We start from the raw sequence: 19395 nt of genomic DNA on the forward strand, positions 1-19395 counted from the left end.
GGCCGGGGGGTTGCCGCAAACCCCCCGTCTGGTGTAGAGGAGCCCATCACCAATACTGGGACTGGAGTAGAGGCCATGGCAGGCCATTCTAAATGGGCGAACATCCAGCATCGGAAGGGCAAGCAGGATAAGCTGCGCTCGAAGATGTTCTCGAAGCTGGCCAAGGAAATCACCGTGGCCGCCAAGATGGGCGACCCCGATCCCGACAAGAACCCGCGTCTGCGTCTGGCGGTGAAGGCGGCCAAGGCCGTTTCCATGCCGAAGGACGTGATCGAACGCGCCATCAAGAAGTCGCAGGGCGGCGATGCCGAAAGCTATACCGAGATCCGGTACGAAGGCTATGGCGTCAACGGGATCGCGATCATCGTCGAGGCGATGACCGACAACCTGAACCGTACCGCATCAAACGTGCGCAGCTATTTCACCAAATGCGGTGGCAACCTGGGTCAAAGCGGCTCGGTCGCGCACAGCTTTGACCGCGTGGGCGAGATCACCTATCCCGCCTCGGTCGGCGATGCTGACACGGTCATGATGGCGGCGCTGGATGCCGGGGCCGATGACGTGGAATCGGATGACGAAGGTCACTGGATCTATTGCTCGGTCGAGGCGCTTTCGGAAGTGTCGGACGCACTGGAAAAGACCCTTGGGGAATCGACCGAATCCAAGCTGATCTTCAAGCCGCAGACCCGCACCGAGGTGGATCTGGAAACGGCACAAAAGCTCATGCGGCTGATCGACATGCTCGAAGAAGACGATGATGTGCAGACCGTGACGCACAACTTCGATATTCCCGATGATGTGGCGGCCCAGCTGGGCTGATTGGTCTTGACGATCTGGCGAAGGCCCCCGGTTCCGGGGGCCTTTTGCATTTCATGCACCCGCAAAAAAAAGTGCCCCCGGAGGCCAAGTGTCTGGCAGATCCGGGGGCGAGGCGGAGCAGGGAGCACGGGAAGGAAATGTCCCCCCGATCTGGAGTGTCGCGTTAGCGACCCTCGTCAGACCGAGGGGGCCCGGAAAGCGCGCGATTGCGGATCGCGCTGTCCACCCCCAGAAGGAAGGCGGCCCGCGAAACTGGCTTTCTCAGGGTCGTGTCGCAGATGGGGCTGCGTTCTACCGAAAAGTCATGAGCCTTCACATTTTCGGAAACGAGCACCACCGGCAAACTCGGATGTGCGGCGCGCAGCCGCAGGCAAAAATCTGTCACGTCATCGGCATCGCCGATCTGGTCTGCATCCAGCAGCATGAAATCGAACATCGCCCCATATTGGATCAGCCATTCGAAGGGGATCAGGCCCTGGCCCAGCCGGATGGTGGTGGCGCCCGCTTGGCGCGCCCAATCTTCCAGCTGGTCGGCCTCTTGTGCGAAGCGACCGCAGATCAGGCCGTAGCGTCCGATCCAGTTGGCGCTGTTCACCAGCTTCCCGTAGCTGTCGAACAGGGCGGCCGTGGTGGATTGGGGCGCATGAGGAATTGCCGGGCGAATCTGGACCCTGCGTTCAGGCAGCACCCATTGCCGGAGCGTCGCCCACCCCTTCCGCAGGACCTGGGGTAGATCAGGGGTCTGAATCGTTCCGACCATGGTACTCCCCTCCTTTTGTTCTACCGGGTCTGGGCGCCGTTTTCCCGCCGCGGCGGACGAATACACGCATTGGTTGCGGACATGTTCTGTTACCCATAGAAGGCTGTCAATATGATAATTTATATCGCATGATTTCTTGCAAAAAGTTGCAAGAATCGTCGCAGGTGCTATTGTCTAAAAGGGCTTTGGTGCCGCATGATCAGGTAAACGCGCTGTAAACGGGGGTGGTTCCGATTGGATGTGAAAAGTGTTGCGCAGCTTCGCGCCCTGCTGTTCGAGATGGAAAAGTCTCTGGGCTTGGCCGAACTCTCCCAGAACGAGAAGGACGTGCTTTACGCGATCAATCAGCTCGCGAAGTCTGATGCCAATTTGGTAAAATCCGATCAGATCCGCTCTCACCCTCTTGTCTCAGAGATTCCTTCGGCGTCGTTCCACCGCGCGCTCAAAAGTCTGCTCAAACGTGGGCTGGTCTCCCATGCGCCGGAAACCAAGGCGCGATCCTATATTGTCAACGCTGAACTTCAGGTTTAATTTATCGCGGTGATAATCAAGGGAGCGCCCGCGCGCATGACACTGAACTGGACACGTGAGATCGGTGCAGTGTCCGTTTGCCTTGGGGTGATGTTCGGGTCTACCTTTCTTGTCGTGCAGTTGAACGATCTGGGCAAAAGCCTGTTCCCCGGCATGATCCTGCAGCTGGGTGGCATCCTCTTCCTGCCGCATGGTGTTGCGCTTCTGTCAACATGGGTGCTGGGCTGGCGGGCGTTTTTGCCCCTGTTCGCGGCCACCGTCTTTGCCTTGGCACTCGGCCGCGGGATTGAGGCGGTAACGGTCACAATGCTGCTTCTGATGGCCGTGAAAGCCGCGACAATGCCGGCGGCCTTTGATCTGTTTCGTCTATGCAAGATAGATGCGCGCGGCGACGGGGCCTTCATGTTCAACTGGCGGCTGCTGATGCTGATCGGCTTTTTGTCGTCGATGCTGAACAATCTCTGGCGCTACATGCTGAACTGCTGTGGCGACATGACGGCAAGCAAGATGCTTGCGGCCTATTCTCTGTCGATCTTCGGTGACATGATGGGGGTGCTGGTGGTCATGTTGGGGATGATGCTGGTGTTCCGCCATATGCGGCAGCGGCAGCTGCGCGCACAGGTCTAAGGTGGCAGCAGCTGCCTGGCCGCCGTGCGGATCAGGGTGCGTGTCAGACCGCTCAGCGCCGGGGCAGTTCGTCGCGCCAGCTGCCAGTGCAGCGGCACATCCAGATGGGCGCCGGGCAGCAGCGCCACCAGACGCCCCTCGGCAATCAGGTCTGCGACAAGCGGCAGCGGGTTCATGCCCCAGCCCAGCCCCGCCAGCGCCGCATCGACAAATCCTTGGGATGACGCGATGCGATGTGTGGGAAAGGCAAGCCCGCCCCCGATATTCTGGGCAAGCCAATCGGTCTGAAGCCGGTCATTGTCGGAAAAGGTCAAGGCGGGGGCGCGGGCCATGCTGATACGGTCTGGCCCCTCGGGGAGCCAGCGGGCGATGAATCCGGGGCTTGCGGTCGCAAGATAACGCAAATGCCCCAAGGGGTGCGTATCGCAGCCCTGCAGCGGCCCGGGATGCGAGGTGATGGCCGCAGCGACCTCGCCCCGTCGCAGCCATTCCTGGCTGACATCCTGGTCGTCGATGACAATGTCGAACAGCAGCCCTTCGGTCGCGGCCAGTGCCGGGATCACCCAGGTGGCAAGGCTGTCGGCATTCACGGCAATTCGCACCGTGGTGGGGCGCGGATCGGGCAAGGGCAGGGCGGCTTCCAGCAGCATCACCTCATCATGGTGCTGGATCAGGCGCAGGCCCATCTCGGTGGCGCGGCAGGGCTGCCCGCGCAGAATCAGCAGCGCGCCGATCCGGTCTTCCAGCGCCTTGATCCGCTGGGACACAGCGGAGGGCGTCAGCCCCAGCTGCGCCGCCGCCAGATCAAAGCTGCCGCGTCGATGCACCGCCGCCAGCGCGGCCAGATTGGGATAGTCGAGCATTAGGAAAACTTAATCACATCCAGAATTATTAATTGGATTGATCCCCGTGCGCCCGCCTATGTCAAGCGCATCAGGACGGAGAAGATGAGATGTGGGAAGCTGCGATTTCGGGATATCTGGTGGCGCTAAGCCTGATTGCCGCCATCGGCGCACAGAACGCCTTTGTGCTGCGGCAGGGGCTGCGGCGCGAACATGTGGGCATCGTGGTTGCGATCTGCGCGCTGTCGGATGCAGTGCTGATCACCGCCGGGGTTGCGGGCTTTGGCACGCTGGCCCAGGCCGTGCCGTGGTTTGGTGAGGCGATGCGCTGGCTGGGCGTGGCCTTTCTGGCCACCTATGGCGCGATGCGCTTTCTTGCAGCCCGCAGGGGCGGCGAGGCTCTGATCCCGAAGGGGGACGAGTCGGTGCCGCTGCGCCGTGTGGTGGCGATGTGCCTGCTGTTCACCTGGGCCAACCCGCATGTCTATCTGGATACGCTGGTGCTGATCGGATCGGTGTCGGCGCAATATGCCCCGCATGGGGTGGCCTTCGGGACCGCGGCGGCCATGGCCTCGGTGTCGTTCTTCAGCGCGCTGGGGTTCGGGGCGCGGTTGCTTGCGCCGGTCTTTGCCAAGCCTCGCGCCTGGGTGGTGCTGGAGGTGATCATCGGCTGCACCATGTGGGCGCTTGCGCTCGGGCTTGCGCTTGGCTGACGCGATTGTGCGGGGCACAAACTGGGCCTTGCGGTCCGCATGCGGCTGGGGTTGGGTTGCGTCATCATGATGGAACGCGACCTGGAAATGCGCCCTGTGCAGGGCGTGCTGTGGATGCTCGCCTCGGGCCTGAGCTTTGTGGGCGTCAATGCGCTGGTGCGCTGGCTGGGCACCGATCTGCCCGCCGCGCAAAGCGCCTTCCTGCGCTTTGCTTTCGGCGTGGTGTTTCTGATCCCGACCATTCTGCCCGTCTTGCGCGCGGGGTTCGCGCCCGGGGCGCTGCCGCTGTTTCTGGGGCGGGGTGTCGCGCATACGGCGGCGGTGATTTTCTGGTTCTATGCCATGGCGCGCCTGCCCGTAGCCGAGGTCACGGCCATCGGCTATCTGAACCCCATCCTTGTCACGCTGGGTGCAGCGCTTCTGTTTGGTGAAAGGCTGGGTCTGCGGCGGATGCTCGCTGTCGCTGTGGCCATTCTGGGCGCCGTGATCGTGCTGCGCCCCGGCCTGCGGGATCTTTCGCTGGCGCATCTGTCACAGGTCTGCGCGGCCAGCGGCTTTGCCGCGTCTTATCTTTTCGCAAAGCGGTTAAGCGGCCTCGCCTCGGCCGGGGCGATCGTCGCGATGCTGAGCCTTTGCGTCACCCTTGGCCTTCTGCCCTTCGCGCTGCTGAACTGGCAGCCCGTCACGCTGGTGCAGCTGGGGGCGCTGGCGGTGGTCGCGCTCTGTGCAACCACGGGCCATTACTGCATGAGCCGTGCCTTCGCCGTGGCGCCCATGGCGGTGACGCAACCTGTCACCTTCCTGCAGCTTGTCTGGGCCACGCTGCTGGGCCTTCTGGTCTTTGGCGAGGGGATTGATGGCTTCGTCCTTTTGGGGGGCGCGATCATCATCACCGCCATCAGCGCGAATACCTGGCGCGAGGCGCGGCTGCGCCGCCGCGCCGATGAGGTCGCGGCCGCCCTTTGACCGTGATCCGCGGCATTTGAACCGCCTTTTTCCGATGCGCCCCGCAATCGCCCCAGCTTGGCCGCGGGCTGCCATGGTCTGTTAAGCCCCCGCACATCCTGACCGCCGATCCTGACCCCGGGTGAGAATTGGGTGTGGAGGTCTGCCGTGGGCAGCTTCTTCGGTCGGGGCACGTTTCGTGCCGCGGCGGCGCATATGGTGGCGGGGGTCACCGATATTGCGCTGCGGGTTGTGGATGGCGTGGTGCAGGTCTTTACCACCACGCGGGCAGGCGGGGGCCTGCTGTCGCTGGAGCTGCAGACCACGGGGGTGGGCCTGCGGTTGATCGATCAGGCTGGGGTCGCGGCAGGCACGGTGCTTTCCGCCCCGGCGCAGATCACTGTGCTGTCCGGGGCCGGTCCGGATCGCCTCATCTGGACGGGGGGCATCGTCCTCGGCAGTCATCTGCTGGGCCGCGCCGGGGGGATCGGCGCGGCAGAGACAGGCGCTTTGCCACCCGGTCCGATCTCGGCACAGACCTTCACCACGCTGGGCGATGCTGCCTTTGCCATTCTTGCCCCGCTTGGGGAAAACCGGCTCTTGGTGTGTCGCATGACCGCCACGGGGCAGATGGTGGCAGTGGATGGCACCGATCTGGGCAATCCCGTGCAGCAGGCGGTCGACATCACGGCGCTTGCCGCGCTGCGCATCGGAGCTGCGCATTATGTGCTGTCGCTGTCCGCGGCAGAGGAAAGCCTGCGGGTCTGGGCGCTTGGACCGAATGGCACGCTGACCGCCGTATCACAGGTGGGGGCTGGAGCGGGTCTTGGTCTTTCCACCCCCTCGGCCCTGGAGGTCGTGGAGCTTGCCGGGCGGTCCTACGCGTTGATTGCCGGGGCGGGGTCGTCGTCGATTTCGGTCGTGGCGCTTGAACCGGGGGGGCAGATGCGGCTTGCGGATCACGTTATCGATACGCTGGAAACGCGGTTTCAGGGCGTTCAGGCGCTGGCCAGCGTGCAGATTTCCGGGCGGGTCTTCGTCTTTGCCGGCGGTGGTGACGGCGGGCTTCAGGCCTTTGAGCTGATGCCGGGGGGGCGGCTTGTTGCCGCCGGGCAGGTTCTGCCCGCCACCGCCCTGCCACTGGACGACATCACCGCGCTGGCAGCGGTTGTTCAGGGCGACCGCATCGAACTGGTTGTCGGTGCCGAAGGCTCCGGCTTGATCCGTTTGGGTTTCGACCCTGGCCCCCTTGCCGTGCCGCTGTCGGGTGGTGCGGGTGATGACAGCCTTTCTGGCGGCGACCGGGGCGATCTGATCCTGGGGCGGGCGGGGAATGACCGTCTCTCAGGCGGGGCGGGGGCAGATATCCTGTCAGATGGCGCCGGAATGGATGAGATGGATGGCGGGGCGGGCGCCGATCTTTTCGTGCTGGCGGCCGATGGGCAGGCCGATACGATCCGAGGCTTCGTTCCGGGCGAGGATCGCATCGACCTGTCCGGCTGGGGACGGATCTATTCGGTCGAGGCGCTGCCGATGGTGGGGCGCCGCGGTTGCGTCGTCATCCGCTGGGGCGAGGAAGCGCTCTACATCTATTCTGCCGATGGGGCGGATATGGACCCCGGCATCTTTACCTCGGCCGATGTCTTCGGTCTGTGGCATGTCACCACGCCCGCCGTCATTCCGGGGCGACAGATCGCCTCGGGGCCGGATCGGGAAACCCTGACGGGCGGGGGCGGGGCCGACACGCTGCTGGCGGATGGTGGCGGCGATCTGCTTTCAGGCGGGTCGGGCACGGATTTGGCCGATTACGGCCGGGCCAGCGGGCCGGTCCGCGCAAACCTTGGGCTCGGCCCGCTGGCTCCGCAGCTTGCCGGGCAGGACAGGTTCCAGTCGGTCGAGGATCTGGCCGGTGGTATCCATGACGATACCCTGACGGGCAACGCGGCCGACAATCTTCTGCTGGGACGACAGGGCAATGATCGGCTGATCGGCGGGGCAGGCCGCGATCGGCTTATGGGCGGGGCCGGGGACGACAGCCTGAACAGTGGCCTCGGGGCCGATCTTCTGGATGGTGGCGACGGGCGCGATTGGGCGCGATGGCACCGGGCAACCATCTCCGTTCAGGTGGATCTGACGCTGGCGGTGCAAAGCGGCGGCGCCGCAGCGGGCGACCGCCTGATCGGGATCGAGAACCTGCTGGGCGGCCGCTACGCCGACCGTCTGGCGGGGGATGCCACGGCGAACGCCCTGTCCGGGGGTGGCGGCAGTGACAGGCTGGAGGGACGCGCGGGGGCCGACACGCTGAACGGGGGGGAGGGAAATGACAGTCTGACCGGGGGCAGCGGGGCCGACCTGCTGCTGGGGGGCGCGGGCGCGGACTGGGCGGTCTATGCCGGGGCCGCGGCTGTTCGGGTCGATCTGGCCTTGGCCGGGCAGTGGCAAGATACGGCTGGGCAGGGGCGCGACTGGCTCTCGGGGGTCGAACATCTGTCCGGTGGTGCCGGGGGCGATCGTCTGGCAGGCGGCCGCACGGCCAATATCCTGTCCGGCGACGCAGGAGATGATCTGCTTCAGGGGCGTGAGGGCGCCGATACGCTGATCGGTGGGGCGGGCAATGATATTCTGTCTGGCGGGGCGGGAAACGATTGGGCGGTCTATCGCGGCGGCGCAGCCCTGCGGATCGACCTGCGCCTGACGACGGCGCAGGCCACCGGGCAGGGGCGGGATGTGCTGTCATCGGTTGAAAACCTATGGGGCGGGGCGGGGGCCGACGCCTTGGCGGGAAATGCGGCCGACAACCGCCTTCTGGGGCAAGACGGGGCAGACAGCCTGTTCGGGTTTGATGGCAATGATCGGCTGCAAGGCGGCAATGGCAACGACCTGCTCTCTGCCGGGCGGGGCAATGACCTGTTGTTGGGCGGGGACGGGAATGATCATCTGCGGGCCGGACCGGGCCGCGATCAGACAACGGGTGGCAGCGGCTTTGACACGGTCGAATTGACCGGCCCGGGGGGAAACCGCATTTCGCTGGCCGTGACAGGGTGGCAGGCGCGTCCGGGGGGCGCGGTGCTGCTTGCCGGGGTTGAGGGGCTGATGGGTGCGGCGGGGCAGGACACGCTATCGGGCCATGCCGGGGCCAATATGGTCTGGGGTGGGGGCGGCGCGGATCAGCTTTTTGGTCTGGCGGGGGCGGACTGGCTGTTGGGGGGGGGAGGGGCCGACCGCCTCGCAGCCGGCAGCGGGGATGACTGGCTGGACGGCGGGGCGGGCAATGACTGGCTCTCGGGTGGGACCGGGGCCGACCGCTTTGTCTTTTCCGCGGGCGCCGATCGCATCGTCGATCTGTCGTGGGCCGAGGGCGACCATCTGCTGCTGACCCTTGCCGCCCTGCCGCAGCTGCGTGGCCTGAGCCCCACCACCATCGTCGAACGCTGGGGCGTCGATCTGGGGGCCGAGGTGCGCCTTGATCTGGGCGCAGCCGGGCAGGTCACGCTGGCGGGGATGGCCTCGCTCTCGGAACTTCGCGCGGTGATCGAGGTGATCTGACCGCTCAGATCCCGTCCATGCAGGCCGCCGCCAGGGCCGAGGCCGGGTCGACCAGACCGTCGATCACGTCGAAATGGTGCTTGCCGGGGTCCACGGTCCAAGGGCAATCCCAGGCCTCGGACAGGGTGCGCGCCTGCCACAGAAAAGCCGGGCGTTCCTGCCCCCCAACCCAGACATGCGCCTGCACCCCGTCCTGCAGCGTCAAACGGGCCGGGCTTTCGGCCGCACATTCGGCGGCATCGAGCCGCAGCTTGGCGTTCATTCCGGTCACCATCAGCGGCGCAAGATCGGCCAGCGGCGAAATCGGCACCACCCGCCGCAGCCCCGGCACCGCCTGATCGGCACAGCCCATGCGCGCCGACAGATGCCCCCCCGCCGAATGGCCGGTGATGACCATCGGCAGGTCCGGCAGCCGCGCCGCCACCATTTGTGCCGCGCGGGCGATCTGCGCCGTCATCCTGCCGATGCGCGCCTCGGGCGCAAGGGTGTAAGAGGGCATGGCACAGGCCCACCCCCGCGCCACCGCCCCGGCCGCCAGATGCGACCAGAGCTCGCGCCCGAAGGCCAGCCAATAGCCGCCATGGATGAACATCAGCACCCCGCGGGGCGCGCCCGCGGGCAGGAACAGGTCCAGCGCCTCGCGCGGGGTGGGGCCATAGGGCAGGTCCAGCTCGGCCCGCGCGCCCATCGCGCTGCGGAAGGCCGCGGCCTCGGCCTGCCAGCGGGGGGGATAGCCCTCGGCCCCGGCGATGAAAGCCCCGTTGGAATAGGCGGTGTCTGGATCTTGCATCATGGTCCCTGCGTTGGCACTGCGACGGCATCACCGCTTTGCAGCGCCGGAAATCTGCGCGACAAACGTTGGACGGTCAAAGGAAAAGCGTCAGAGGTACCCCCATGTCCGACCAGCCCGAGATGCAGAAGATCCTGCTTGCCGCCCGTCCCGGCAAGGGCCGCTGGATCTGGGGCCTGTTGGCCTGCGGGGCAGGGGTGCTTGTGGCGTTCTGGTTGTTCAGCGGCAGCGACAGCCCGCAAATCAGCTACGAGACTGCCCCCGCGTCCCGCGCCACGCTGACTGTGATCGTCACCGCCACCGGCACGGTGCAACCCACGACCGAGGTCGAGGTTTCCTCCGAGCTTTCGGGGACGCTGGCCGAGGTGGCGGTCGATTATAACGACCGGGTCGAGGTGGGCCAGATGCTCGCCCGGCTCGACAGCCGCAAGATGGAGGCGCAGGTCGCCAATGCCGAGGCCGCGCTGGCCCGCGCCCGCGCGCAGGTCACCCAGGCCGAGGCGACGGTGCGGCAGGCCGACGCCGAACTGACCCGCGCCCGCGCGCTCGACCGGCGCGGCATCACCAGCCAGAGCAATCTGGAAACCGCCGAGGCCGAGGATGACCGCGCCCGTGCCGCATTGGAAAGCGCCCGCGCCGATCTGACGCTGGCCATGGCCAACCTCGCGCTGGAAGAGGCCGATCTCGACAAGGCGCAGATCCGGTCGCCCATCCGGGGGATCGTGCTGGAGCGCACGGCGGAACCGGGGCAGATCGTGGCCTCTTCGCTGAATGCGCCGGTCCTTTTTACGTTGGCCGAGGATCTGTCCCGGATGGAATTGCAGGTGGATATTGATGAGGCGGACATCGGCCAGGTTTCGGTCGGTGATCCCGCCCTGTTCACGGTCGAGGCCTGGCGCGGTCAGAGCTTCCCCGCCCGCATCATCCAGCTGCGCTACGCCCCCGAGGAAACCGACGGCGTCGTCACCTACAAGGCGGTCCTCTCGGTTGACAACAGCAACGGCAAACTGCGCCCCGGCATGACCGCCACCGCAGAAATCACCGTGGAAACCGTGACCGATGCGCTGACCGTGCCCAATGCCGCCCTGCGCTACGCCCCGCCGCCGGTTGCAACCCCGACCGAATCCTCGGGCGGCGGGCTGATCGGCCTTCTGATCCCCGACCGCCCCAACAGCGACAGCGGCCTTGCCACCGGCCGGTCGGTCTGGGTGCTGCGCGATGGCGCCCCGGTCGAGGTGGCCGTGACGGTCGGCGCCAGCGATGGCACCCGCACCGAAATCCGCGACAGCACGCTTGCCGCGGGCGATGCCGTCATCATCGATCAGCGCACGGGGGAATAGCATGTCCGCCCCGCTGATGGAGTTTCGCGGCGTCTCGCGCCGCTACGGGCAGGGCGAGGCCGAGGTCCGCGCTCTCGACCAGGTGGATCTGACGATCCGCGCGGGGGAATTCGTGGCGATCATGGGGCCGTCCGGGTCGGGCAAATCCACCGCGATGAACATCATCGGCTGCCTCGACCGCCCCAGCGCGGGCGACTATCTCTTTCAGGGCACCGAGGTCGGCCGCTGGTCGCAGGATGCGCGCGCGCTGCTCCGGCGCGAATTTCTGGGCTTCGTCTTTCAGGGCTTCAACCTGCTGCCCCGCACCACCGCGCTTGAAAACGTGGAACTGCCGATGATCTACAAGGGCATCCCCCGCCCCGAGCGCATCGCCCGCGCGCGGCAGGCGCTGGCCCGCGTGGGGCTCGCCGGGCGCGAAGGGCATGACCCATCACAGCTCTCGGGCGGGCAGCAGCAGCGCGTCGCCATTGCCCGCGCGCTGGCCGGGAACCCCAAGGTCATCCTCGCCGATGAACCGACCGGCAACCTTGATACCCAACGCTCGCGCGAGATCATGGCCCTGCTGACCGATCTGAACCGCGAAGGCATCACCATCGTCATGGTCACCCATGAAGAAGACATGGCCCGCCATGCCCGCCGCCTGATCGTCTTCGTCGATGGCCATCTGGCCCGCGATCAGGCCCAGGAGGCCACCCCATGCTGACAGAGACCCTCCGCCTTGCCGTGCAGGCGATCCGGCGCAATCTGATGCGCTCTCTGCTGACGGTGCTGGGCGTGGTGATCGGCGTGGCCGCGGTCATCGCCATGGTCACGGTGGGGCAGGGGTCCTCCGCTCAGGTCACGGCCGAGGTCGAAAGCCTTGGCTCCAACCTCGTGATCCTGCGCCCCGGCAAACAGTCGATGGGCCCCCCAAGCGCCCGCGACAGCGCGCCGGCCTTCCGCCTGGCCGATGTGGCGGCGCTGCAAGGCCTCTCCTCGGTGGCCTATGCCGTGCCCATCGTCAGCAGCACCCAGACAGTGATCTTCGGCAATGCCAATGTAACGACCACCATCACCGGCACTTCGGTCGATTACCTCGCGCTCGGCGGCTGGACCCTGCAGCACGGCCGCGCCTTCACCGACAGCGAAGACCGCGCCGGCACGCCCGCCTGCCTCCTGGGAGAGACGGTGCGCGCCGCGCTCTTCGGCCAATCCGATCCCACGGGCGATACCATCCGCGTCAAATCGCTCTCCTGCACGGTGATCGGCACCTTGGCCCCCAAGGGCGCCTCGACCATGGGGCAGGATCAGGATGATACGGTGCTGATGCCCGTGCGCGCCGTGCAACGCCGCCTTGCCGGCTCGGCCGAGGTCGCCTCCGTCTCCATCGGGCTCAAGTCCGGCGTCAGCACCACCCGCGGCATCCGCGACATCACCGCCCTCATGAGCGAACGCCGCCGCATCGCCCTGGGCCAAGAGGATGACTTCAGCGTCTTCGACCTCAAACAGATCGCCACCGCCCTTTCCGGCGTCAGCGCTGTCCTTACCGGCCTTCTCAGCGCGGTGGCAGCGGTCAGCCTGCTGGTTGGCGGCATCGGCATCATGAATATCATGCTGGTCTCGGTCACCGAACGCACCCGCGAAATCGGCATCCGCCTTTCGGTCGGCGCCACTGCCGCCCAGGTCCTGCTGCAGTTCCTGGTCGAGGCGGTGGTCCTCTCTCTCGCCGGTGGCCTCCTCGGCATCCTTCTGGGCCTTGGCCTTGCCGCCCTTGCCGCAGGGATCATGGGCATCCCCTTCCTGCCCTCCCTCCCCGTCATCGCCCTGGCCTTCGCCTTCTCGGCCGTCGTGGGCGTGATCTTCGGCTACTTCCCCGCCCGCCGCGCCGCCCGCCTCGACCCGATCGAGGCCCTGCGTCACCAATGAACGCGGCCCCAAAGCAAAGGACCGGGGCGCAAAACCCCAGTCCTCATTTTCTGTCTGAAAATATCCTCGGGGGGGCGGGGGGCAGACAGCCCCCCGGCGCCGCCCGCCGCCCCTCAGCCAAGCGCGTATCCCGCGCCCCTGACCGTCCGCAGCGGATCTTCCCCGCCATGCTGGCACAGCGCCTTGCGCAACCGCCCGATATGCACATCCACCGTCCGGGTATCGACATAGATGTCGCGCCCCCAGACCCGGTCCAGCAAGGCCTCACGGCTCCAGACCCGGCCGGGTTTCTCCATGAAGGTGGTCAGCAGGCGGAACTCGGTCGGACCCAGCTTCAGCACCTTGTCGGCGCGGTAGACGCGGTGGGTCTCGGGGTCGAGGCGGATATCCCCGAATTCCAGCACCACCCCCGCGGTCGAGGGCCGTACCCGCCGCAGCTGTGCCCGCGCGCGGGCCATCAGCTCCAGCACCGAATAGGGCTTGATCACATAATCATCGGCCCCGGTTTCCAGCCCGCGCACCCGGTCCACCTCTTCGGCGCGGGCCGACAGCAGGATGATCGGAATATTGCGCGTCTCGGGCCGCATTTTCAGGCGGCGGCAGACCTCGATCCCCGACAGATTGGGCATCATCCAGTCCAGGATGATGATATCGGGCGCGGCCTCGTCCACCAGCATCATCGCCTCTTCGCCGTCACCCGCTTGGGCAACGGCAAAGCCTTCGGCTTCAAGGTTGTAGGCCAGGACTTCCCGCTGCGCGGGCTCATCCTCGACCAGCAGAACCGTCGGCTGGTTATGGCTCGACATGGCTCACTCCTGCCGGATCGAGGCCGCAGATAGCGCCGAAATCCCGGATTCCTTGGGCCGCTCATCCTCGGGCATCCGCCCTTCGACCAGATAGATCACCTGTTCGGCGATGGCGGTGGCGTGGTCGCCCACGCGCTCGATGTTCTTGGCGATGAAATGCAGATGCATGCAGGCGGTGATATTGCGCGCGTCTTCCAGCATATGGGTCAGGAATTCGCGGAACAGCGCATTGTACATCTGATCGACCTCATGGTCGCGCAGCCGCACATCCGCCGCCATCCGCGCATCCCGCGCGATATAGGCATCCAGCGCATCCTTGAGCAGGATCACCACCGACCGCGCCATGCGGCGGATCGACCCGGCCGCGCCGTCGATGGGCGACATCTGCGACAGCACCACGCTGCGCTTGGCGAGGTTCTTGGCATAGTCGCCGCAGCGTTCCAGATTGGCCGCAATCCGCATGACCGACAGCACCGTCCGCAGGTCCGATGCGGTGGGGCCGCGCAGCGCGATCAGCCGGGCGCATTCCTGCTGGATCTGTTCCTCCAGCGCGTCGATGGCCTTGTCATCCTGACGGACGCGGGCGGCCAGCTCTTCGTCGCGGGTATCGAGCGCCTGCGCCGCATCCAGCATCGCGGCCTCGACCAGACCGCCCATCTTCATCACAAGGGCCTGCACCGCTTCAAGATCACGGTCGAAGGCGGAAACGATATGCTTTTCGGAATTCATCGCAGACTCCTCAGCCGATCCGGCCGGTGATGTAGGATTCAGTCCGCGGGTCGCGCGGATTGGTGAAGATCTGGCCGGTCTCGCCGTATTCGACCAGATTGCCGAGGTGGAAGAACGCGGTGCGCTGGCTGACACGGGCGGCCTGCTGCATCGAATGGGTCACAATCACCACCGAGAACTGCGAGCGCAGCTCGTCGATCAGCTCTTCGACCTGGGCCGTGGCAATCGGGTCCAGCGCCGAGCAGGGCTCGTCCATCAAAAGCACCTCGGGCGAGGTGGCGATGGCGCGGGCGATGCACAGGCGCTGCTGCTGGCCGCCCGAAAGGCCGGTGCCGGGCGCCGTGAGACGGTCTTTCACCTCATTCCAGAGCGCGGCCTTGCGCAGCGAGGTTTCGACCACCTCATCCAGCTCGGTCTTGTTGCGGGTCAGGCCGTGGATCTTGGGGCCATAGGCCACATTGTCATAGATCGACTTGGGGAAGGGGTTGGGCTTCTGGAACACCATTCCCACCCGGGCGCGCAGCGTGACCGGGTCGACGCGCTTGTCGTAGATGTCTTCGCCATCCAGCTTGATCTCGCCCAGCACCCGCGCCGAGGCGACGGTGTCGTTCATCCGGTTCAGGCAACGCAGGAAGGTGGATTTGCCGCAGCCCGACGGGCCGATGAAGGCGGTGACAGTGCCCGAAAGGATGTCGATATCGACATCTTTCAGCGCGTGGTTTTCGCCGTAATAGACCTGCACGCCGCGGGCGGTGATCTTGGCGGTGTTGGTGGACACGGTTCTCTCCGCAATTCGCATGTCGTTCATCGTGGGCCTCTTACCAACGGCGTTCAAAACGGCGGCGCAGCACGATGGCGACCGCATTCATGGTGAGCAGGAACAGCAGCAGGACAATGATCGCCCCCGAGGCGCGTTCCACGAAGGCCGGGTCGGCGCGCTGCGTCCATTGATAGACCTGCACGGGCAGGGCGGTGGCGGGCTGCATCAGCCCTTCCGGCGGCGCCGCTGGGAAGTCCTTTACGAAGGCAACCATCCCGATCAGCAGAAGCGGCGCGCTCTCGCCCAGGGCACGGGCAAGGCCCAGGATGGTTCCCGTCAGGATGCCCGGCATGGCCAGCGGCAGCACATGGTGGAAGATCGACTGCATCTTGGAGGCCCCGACCCCCAGCGCCGCATCGCGGATCGAGGGCGGAACCGCCTTCAGCGCGGCGCGGGTGGCGATGATGATCGTGGGCAGCGTCATCAGCGTCAGCACCAGCCCCCCCACCACCGGGGCCGATTGCGGCAGCCCCATGAAGTTGATGAACAGCGCCAGCGCAAGGATACCATAAACGATCGACGGCACCGCCGCGAGGTTCGCGATATTCACCTCGATCATGTCGGTCCATTTGTTCTTGGGGGCCAGTTCCTCAAGATAGATCGAGGTGGCCACCCCGATGGGCAGCGACAGGACCAGCACGATCAGCATCATATAGGCCGAGCCGAGGATGGCCACGCCCAGACCCGCCGCCTCGGGACGCAGTTCCGAGGCATCCGATGCGGTCAGGAAGGCGAGGTTCAGCCGCGTCTCGATCATGCCGGCATCGGCCATCGCCTGGGCCACCTTCAGCTGTTCGGGGCTGATGTTGCTGTCGCGTTCGGCGGTTTCCAGCGTGACGCGGCCCTTGAAATAGCCATCCACCCGGCTGGTGGCATAAGCGTCGAATGCGATGGTCTGGCCGATCAGGCCGGGGTCTGCCAGCACACGGTCGCGCAGGTCGGCCGGCGCTTCCTTGGACAGAAGGCCCATGATCTCTTTGGATTTCAGGCCCTGGGTGTCGATGCCCTTGGCGGCCAACTCGTCCTCGATCGCCTTCTGCACCAGCTTGCCATAACCAATGGTGGTGACCTTCTTCATCACTGCCGGGTCGCGGGTGCCGGATTTGTCCAGCACCTTTTCATCCAGCGTGATCGGGATCTGCACAAAGGTTTGGCGGAAGGCGCCAAGGCCATTCCCCAGAACCGAAGTCAGCAGGAAGACCAGCGCCAGAAGACCAACCCCCACGGCCATCATGCCGTAAAGGCGGAAGCGCATCTCGGCGGCCTTGCGGCTGCGCGTGCGGCTGTCTGCGACCAGAAGGGATTTCGGCGCGGCGGCGTGTTGGCTCGCGTCGGTCATTCGTATTGCTCCCGATACTTCCGCACGATCACAAGCGCGAGGACGTTGAGGCCAAGGGTAAAGCAGAAGAGGGTGAGGCCAAGCGCGAAGGCCACCAGCGTTTCGGGGCTGGCGAATTCGGTGTCGCCGGTCAGCTGGCTCACGATTTTCACGGTGACGGTGGTCATCGCCTCAAAGGGGTTGACGCTCAGCTTTGCGGCCGCCCCGGCGCCCATGACCACGATCATGGTTTCGCCAATGGCGCGGCTGGCGGCCAGCAGGACCGCCCCCACGATGCCCGGCAAGGCGGCGGGCAGCACCACGCGCTTCACGGTTTCCGACTGGGTGGCGCCAAGCCCGAAAGACCCGTCCCGCATCGCCTGCGGCACCGCGTTGATGATGTCATCTGACAGCGACGAGACATAGGGGATCAGCATGATCCCCATGACAAGGCCTGCCGTCATCACCGAGGACGAGGAATTGCCAAGGCCCAGCGGCATCGCCAGCCAGTCGCGCAGGATCGGGCCGACGGTGACCAGCGCGAAAAGCCCGTAGACGATCGAGGGGATGCCCGCGAGGATTTCCAGCAGCGGCTTCGCGGTCGCCCGCACCTTGGGCGAGGCATATTCCGACAGGTAGATCGCGGCCATCAGACCGATGGGGGCGGCGACGACAAGGGCAATGAAGCTCACATAGATCGTACCCCAGACCAGCGGCCAAAGGCCAAGGTCCGACCCGCCGCGGAACTGCGGGTTCCAGGTGGTCGAGAAAAAGAATTCGGACGCCGGGTAGATGCGGAAGAAATGCCAGCTTTCCACCACCAGCGAGGCGATGATGCCGAAGGTCGTGGCCACCGCGATCAGCGAGCTTGCGATCAGCAGGACGACGATGAACTGTTCCACCAGATTGCGCGCGCGCTGTTCGGGATGAACCCGCATCAGCGCGAACAGGAAGCCACCCGCCGCCACGATCAGCGCGGCGATGGTCATCATGCCCGTCAAGCTCGCCCCCAGATCGCGGTAGGCGATGGCTGCATTGAAAATAGCCGGGTCAAGATCGGCGCCGAAGGCCACGCCCACACCCGCCATGCGGTCGGAGAGGGCAGGCAGGTCGGCGGCCAGCGCGGCCACGGCGGCGGTATCCAGCCCCTCACGCGCGACCAGCACATCCAGCCCATCCGCCAGACGGCGCACATCGGCCATCACGAGATCGGTGCTGCTCGTGGCCGTTTCGGCGGCGGGCAGGGTGTTCGTGATCCGGGTTTCCAGCAGGGTCGGCTGCAGGAACAGCCAGGCCACCATCACCAGCAGTGCCGGCACGGCCGTGAACAGAAAGACGGACCAACCATAGAAAGAGGGCAGCGAATGCAAGGCGCGTGCGTCGCCCTTCACAGCCGAGAGCGCCCTTTGGCGCCCGAGAAGGAAGCCCGCCGCAGCAAGGCCCAGAATGATCAGGGTAAGGAGACCAACGCTCATGACTGCGTCCGCTTGAGAGGGAAAAGGGGCGCGATGATCGCGCCCCCCTGTGTTCTTGTCTTATTCCAGCGGGCCCATCGGGGTTTCGGCCGCCACGGCTTCCTGCGTCTTGGCCAGTTCCGGATCCGAAACGAGGCCGTAAGCCGCCAGCGGGCCATCGGGGCCAGCCATGTCATCCGACACGAAGAATTCGATGTATTCCTTCAGGCCGGGGATCACGCCCAGGTGGGCTTTCTTGACGTAGAAGTAGAGCGGACGCGACACCGGATAGTCGCCCGACGAGATGGTTTCCACCGAAGGCACCACGCCGTCGATCGTCGCCACTTTCAGCTTGTCGGTGTTGTTCTGGTAGAACGACAGACCGAACACGCCAACCGCGTTCTTGTTCGCGTCGATGCGCGACAGGGTTTCGGTATAGTCGCCGTCGATATCGACAGAAGCGCCATCGGTGCGGACCTTGAGGCAGTTGTCCACGGCCTCTTCCTTCTTGGCGTCGTCATCCGCGCCGGTCGAGGCGGCGAGGAACAGGTCATAGGCGCCGGTGGCCTTGCAGCCTTCCTCCAGCAGCTTCACGTCGAACACTTCGCGCGTGCCGTGCTTGGTGCCGGGGATGAACGCCAGGATGTCCTGCGCCGGAAGGGCTGCGTTCACATCGGCCCAGGTCTTGGCGCTGTTCGGGGCGATGGCGCCGTCCTTGGCAACATTGGCGGCCAGCGCGCCATAGACATCAGCCGGGGTCAGGGCGAAATCGGCGCCGTTCAGATCGCTCGCGAAGACGATCCCGTCATAGCCGATGCGGACTTCCATGATCTCTTCGACGCCATTGGTCTTGCAGAGGTCGATGTCCGACTGCTTGATGCGCGACGAGGAATTGGCGATGTCGATGGTGTTTTCGCCCACGCCTTCGCAGAGCTTCTTGCGGCCCGCACCCGAACCGCCGCCTTCAACGACCGGCGTCGGGAAATCGAAGTTTTCACCGAAGGCTTCGGCCACGATCATGGCGTAGGGCAGCACGGTCGACGAACCGGCAACCTGAACGTTGTCGCGCGCCATCGCTGCGGTGGCCGAGACGGCTGCGATCGCGATCGCAGAGGCGGTGATCTTCATGGCAGACATGGAATTGCTCCTGCTTGGTCCTGTATCCAGACGCATCCGGCGTCCTTGGCCGAGGGGGTATCCGTCTCGTGTGACCCATATGTAAGATTCGTGTGACAGTTTTGTAAAACAGCACCCGGCCCGAGGCAAATCTTCCCGCCCGCCCGAAAATCCGCAGCCACGGCCCCCGCGGCCCGCCGGATCTTCCTTCCAAGACGGGCCGTATGATTGCAGGTCGGCGCCGGTTAGGGCTGTATGCCCCGATTGTTGTTTGACACTGGACCTGCACCGGTTCTGTTCCGGTCAGGTGCTCATGTTAGGCGGCCCTCTGTTC

At 65.6% G+C, this 19395-nt stretch carries 18 protein-coding genes; 9 read left to right on the top strand and 9 right to left on the bottom strand.

The window, feature by feature from the left end; genetic code table 11:
• Positions 1–75 precede the first annotated feature (75 nt).
• Positions 76–819, top strand: a complete 744-nt coding sequence (locus tag IE101_RS16000) for a YebC/PmpR family DNA-binding transcriptional regulator (RefSeq protein WP_189634847.1) — start codon at positions 76–78, stop codon at positions 817–819.
• Positions 820–982: 163 nt separating this feature from the next.
• Here IE101_RS16000 and IE101_RS16005 read toward each other — a convergent pair whose 3' ends face one another.
• Positions 983–1579: a hypothetical protein gene (locus IE101_RS16005; protein WP_189634848.1), complete on the bottom strand. Its 597-nt coding sequence runs from the start codon at positions 1577–1579 to the stop codon at positions 983–985.
• A gap of 240 nt (positions 1580–1819) precedes the next feature.
• On the opposite strand from IE101_RS16005, the gene IE101_RS16010 reads away from it, so the two are divergent.
• Both IE101_RS16010 and IE101_RS16015 read left to right on the top strand, forming a co-directional pair.
• A complete protein-coding gene (locus tag IE101_RS16010) occupies positions 1820–2110 on the top strand; it encodes a hypothetical protein (protein ID WP_229804246.1) in 291 nt (96 codons plus the stop codon).
• A 36-nt stretch (positions 2111–2146) separates the two neighbouring features.
• Positions 2147–2737, top strand: a complete 591-nt coding sequence (locus tag IE101_RS16015; RefSeq protein ID WP_189634850.1) for a hypothetical protein — start codon at positions 2147–2149, stop codon at positions 2735–2737.
• On the opposite strand, the gene IE101_RS16020 is transcribed toward IE101_RS16015, so the two are convergent.
• On the bottom strand, positions 2734–3600 hold the full coding sequence (locus IE101_RS16020; RefSeq protein WP_189634851.1) for a LysR family transcriptional regulator ArgP: 867 nt from the start codon (positions 3598–3600) through the stop codon (positions 2734–2736). The genes IE101_RS16015 and IE101_RS16020 overlap by 4 nt on opposite strands.
• Positions 3601–3689: 89 nt before the next feature.
• Here IE101_RS16020 and IE101_RS16025 point away from each other — a divergent pair, with 89 nt between their 5' ends.
• From IE101_RS16025 to IE101_RS20045, 3 genes are all read left to right on the top strand, one after another.
• Entirely contained in the window at positions 3690–4292 is a 603-nt protein-coding gene (locus IE101_RS16025) for a LysE/ArgO family amino acid transporter (RefSeq protein WP_189634852.1), read from the top strand.
• 66 nt (positions 4293–4358) lie between these two features.
• Positions 4359–5258 (top strand): DMT family transporter, encoded by a 900-nt coding sequence (locus IE101_RS16030; RefSeq protein WP_229804241.1) that lies wholly within the window; start codon positions 4359–4361, stop codon positions 5256–5258.
• Positions 5259–5405: 147 nt separating this feature from the next.
• On the top strand, positions 5406–8783 hold the full coding sequence (locus tag IE101_RS20045; RefSeq protein WP_189634853.1) for a calcium-binding protein: 3378 nt from the start codon (positions 5406–5408) through the stop codon (positions 8781–8783).
• Between the two features lie 4 nt (positions 8784–8787).
• Here the strand turns inward: IE101_RS20045 and IE101_RS16040 are convergent, their stop codons facing one another.
• Complete coding sequence (locus tag IE101_RS16040; protein ID WP_373296129.1) at positions 8788–9573, bottom strand: hormone-sensitive lipase; 786 nt, start codon at positions 9571–9573, stop codon at positions 8788–8790.
• A gap of 104 nt (positions 9574–9677) precedes the next feature.
• Here IE101_RS16040 and IE101_RS16045 point away from each other — a divergent pair, with 104 nt between their 5' ends.
• From IE101_RS16045 to IE101_RS16055, 3 genes are read left to right on the top strand one after another with little or no spacing between them, the layout of a single operon-like run.
• The gene (locus tag IE101_RS16045) at positions 9678–10913 is read left to right on the top strand and encodes an efflux RND transporter periplasmic adaptor subunit (RefSeq protein WP_189634855.1); all 1236 of its coding nucleotides are present in this window, start codon (positions 9678–9680) and stop codon (positions 10911–10913) included.
• 1 nt (position 10914) lies between these two features.
• The gene (locus IE101_RS16050) at positions 10915–11616 is read left to right on the top strand and encodes an ABC transporter ATP-binding protein (RefSeq protein WP_229804243.1); all 702 of its coding nucleotides are present in this window, start codon (positions 10915–10917) and stop codon (positions 11614–11616) included.
• Positions 11610–12818: an ABC transporter permease gene (locus tag IE101_RS16055; RefSeq protein WP_189634857.1), complete on the top strand. Its 1209-nt coding sequence runs from the start codon at positions 11610–11612 to the stop codon at positions 12816–12818. The genes IE101_RS16050 and IE101_RS16055 overlap by 7 nt, the downstream gene beginning before the upstream one ends.
• A 113-nt stretch (positions 12819–12931) precedes the next feature.
• Here IE101_RS16055 and phoB read toward each other — a convergent pair whose 3' ends face one another.
• The 6 genes from phoB to IE101_RS16085 are packed head-to-tail and all read right to left on the bottom strand — an operon-like array spanning position 12932 to position 19082.
• Positions 12932–13624 (bottom strand): phosphate regulon transcriptional regulator PhoB, encoded by a 693-nt coding sequence (gene phoB, locus IE101_RS16060; RefSeq protein ID WP_189634858.1) that lies wholly within the window; start codon positions 13622–13624, stop codon positions 12932–12934.
• A gap of 3 nt (positions 13625–13627) precedes the next feature.
• A complete protein-coding gene (gene phoU, locus IE101_RS16065; protein WP_189634859.1) occupies positions 13628–14353 on the bottom strand; it encodes a phosphate signaling complex protein PhoU in 726 nt (241 codons plus the stop codon).
• A gap of 10 nt (positions 14354–14363) precedes the next feature.
• Positions 14364–15161, bottom strand: a complete 798-nt coding sequence (gene pstB / locus IE101_RS16070; protein ID WP_189634860.1) for a phosphate ABC transporter ATP-binding protein PstB — start codon at positions 15159–15161, stop codon at positions 14364–14366.
• 10 nt (positions 15162–15171) lie between these two features.
• Entirely contained in the window at positions 15172–16512 is a 1341-nt protein-coding gene (gene pstA, locus IE101_RS16075; RefSeq protein WP_189634861.1) for a phosphate ABC transporter permease PstA, read from the bottom strand.
• Positions 16509–17966, bottom strand: coding sequence for a phosphate ABC transporter permease subunit PstC (gene pstC, locus IE101_RS16080; protein ID WP_189634862.1), 1458 nt, complete (start codon positions 17964–17966; stop codon positions 16509–16511). Before pstC ends, pstA begins: the two co-directional genes overlap by 4 nt.
• 60 nt (positions 17967–18026) lie before the next feature.
• The gene (locus IE101_RS16085; RefSeq protein ID WP_189634863.1) at positions 18027–19082 is read right to left on the bottom strand and encodes a substrate-binding domain-containing protein; all 1056 of its coding nucleotides are present in this window, start codon (positions 19080–19082) and stop codon (positions 18027–18029) included.
• Between the last annotated feature and the right edge of the window lie 313 nt (positions 19083–19395).

It is taken from the genome of Gemmobacter lanyuensis (assembly GCF_014652355.1).
GTDB lineage: Bacteria > Pseudomonadota > Alphaproteobacteria > Rhodobacterales > Rhodobacteraceae > Gemmobacter > Gemmobacter lanyuensis.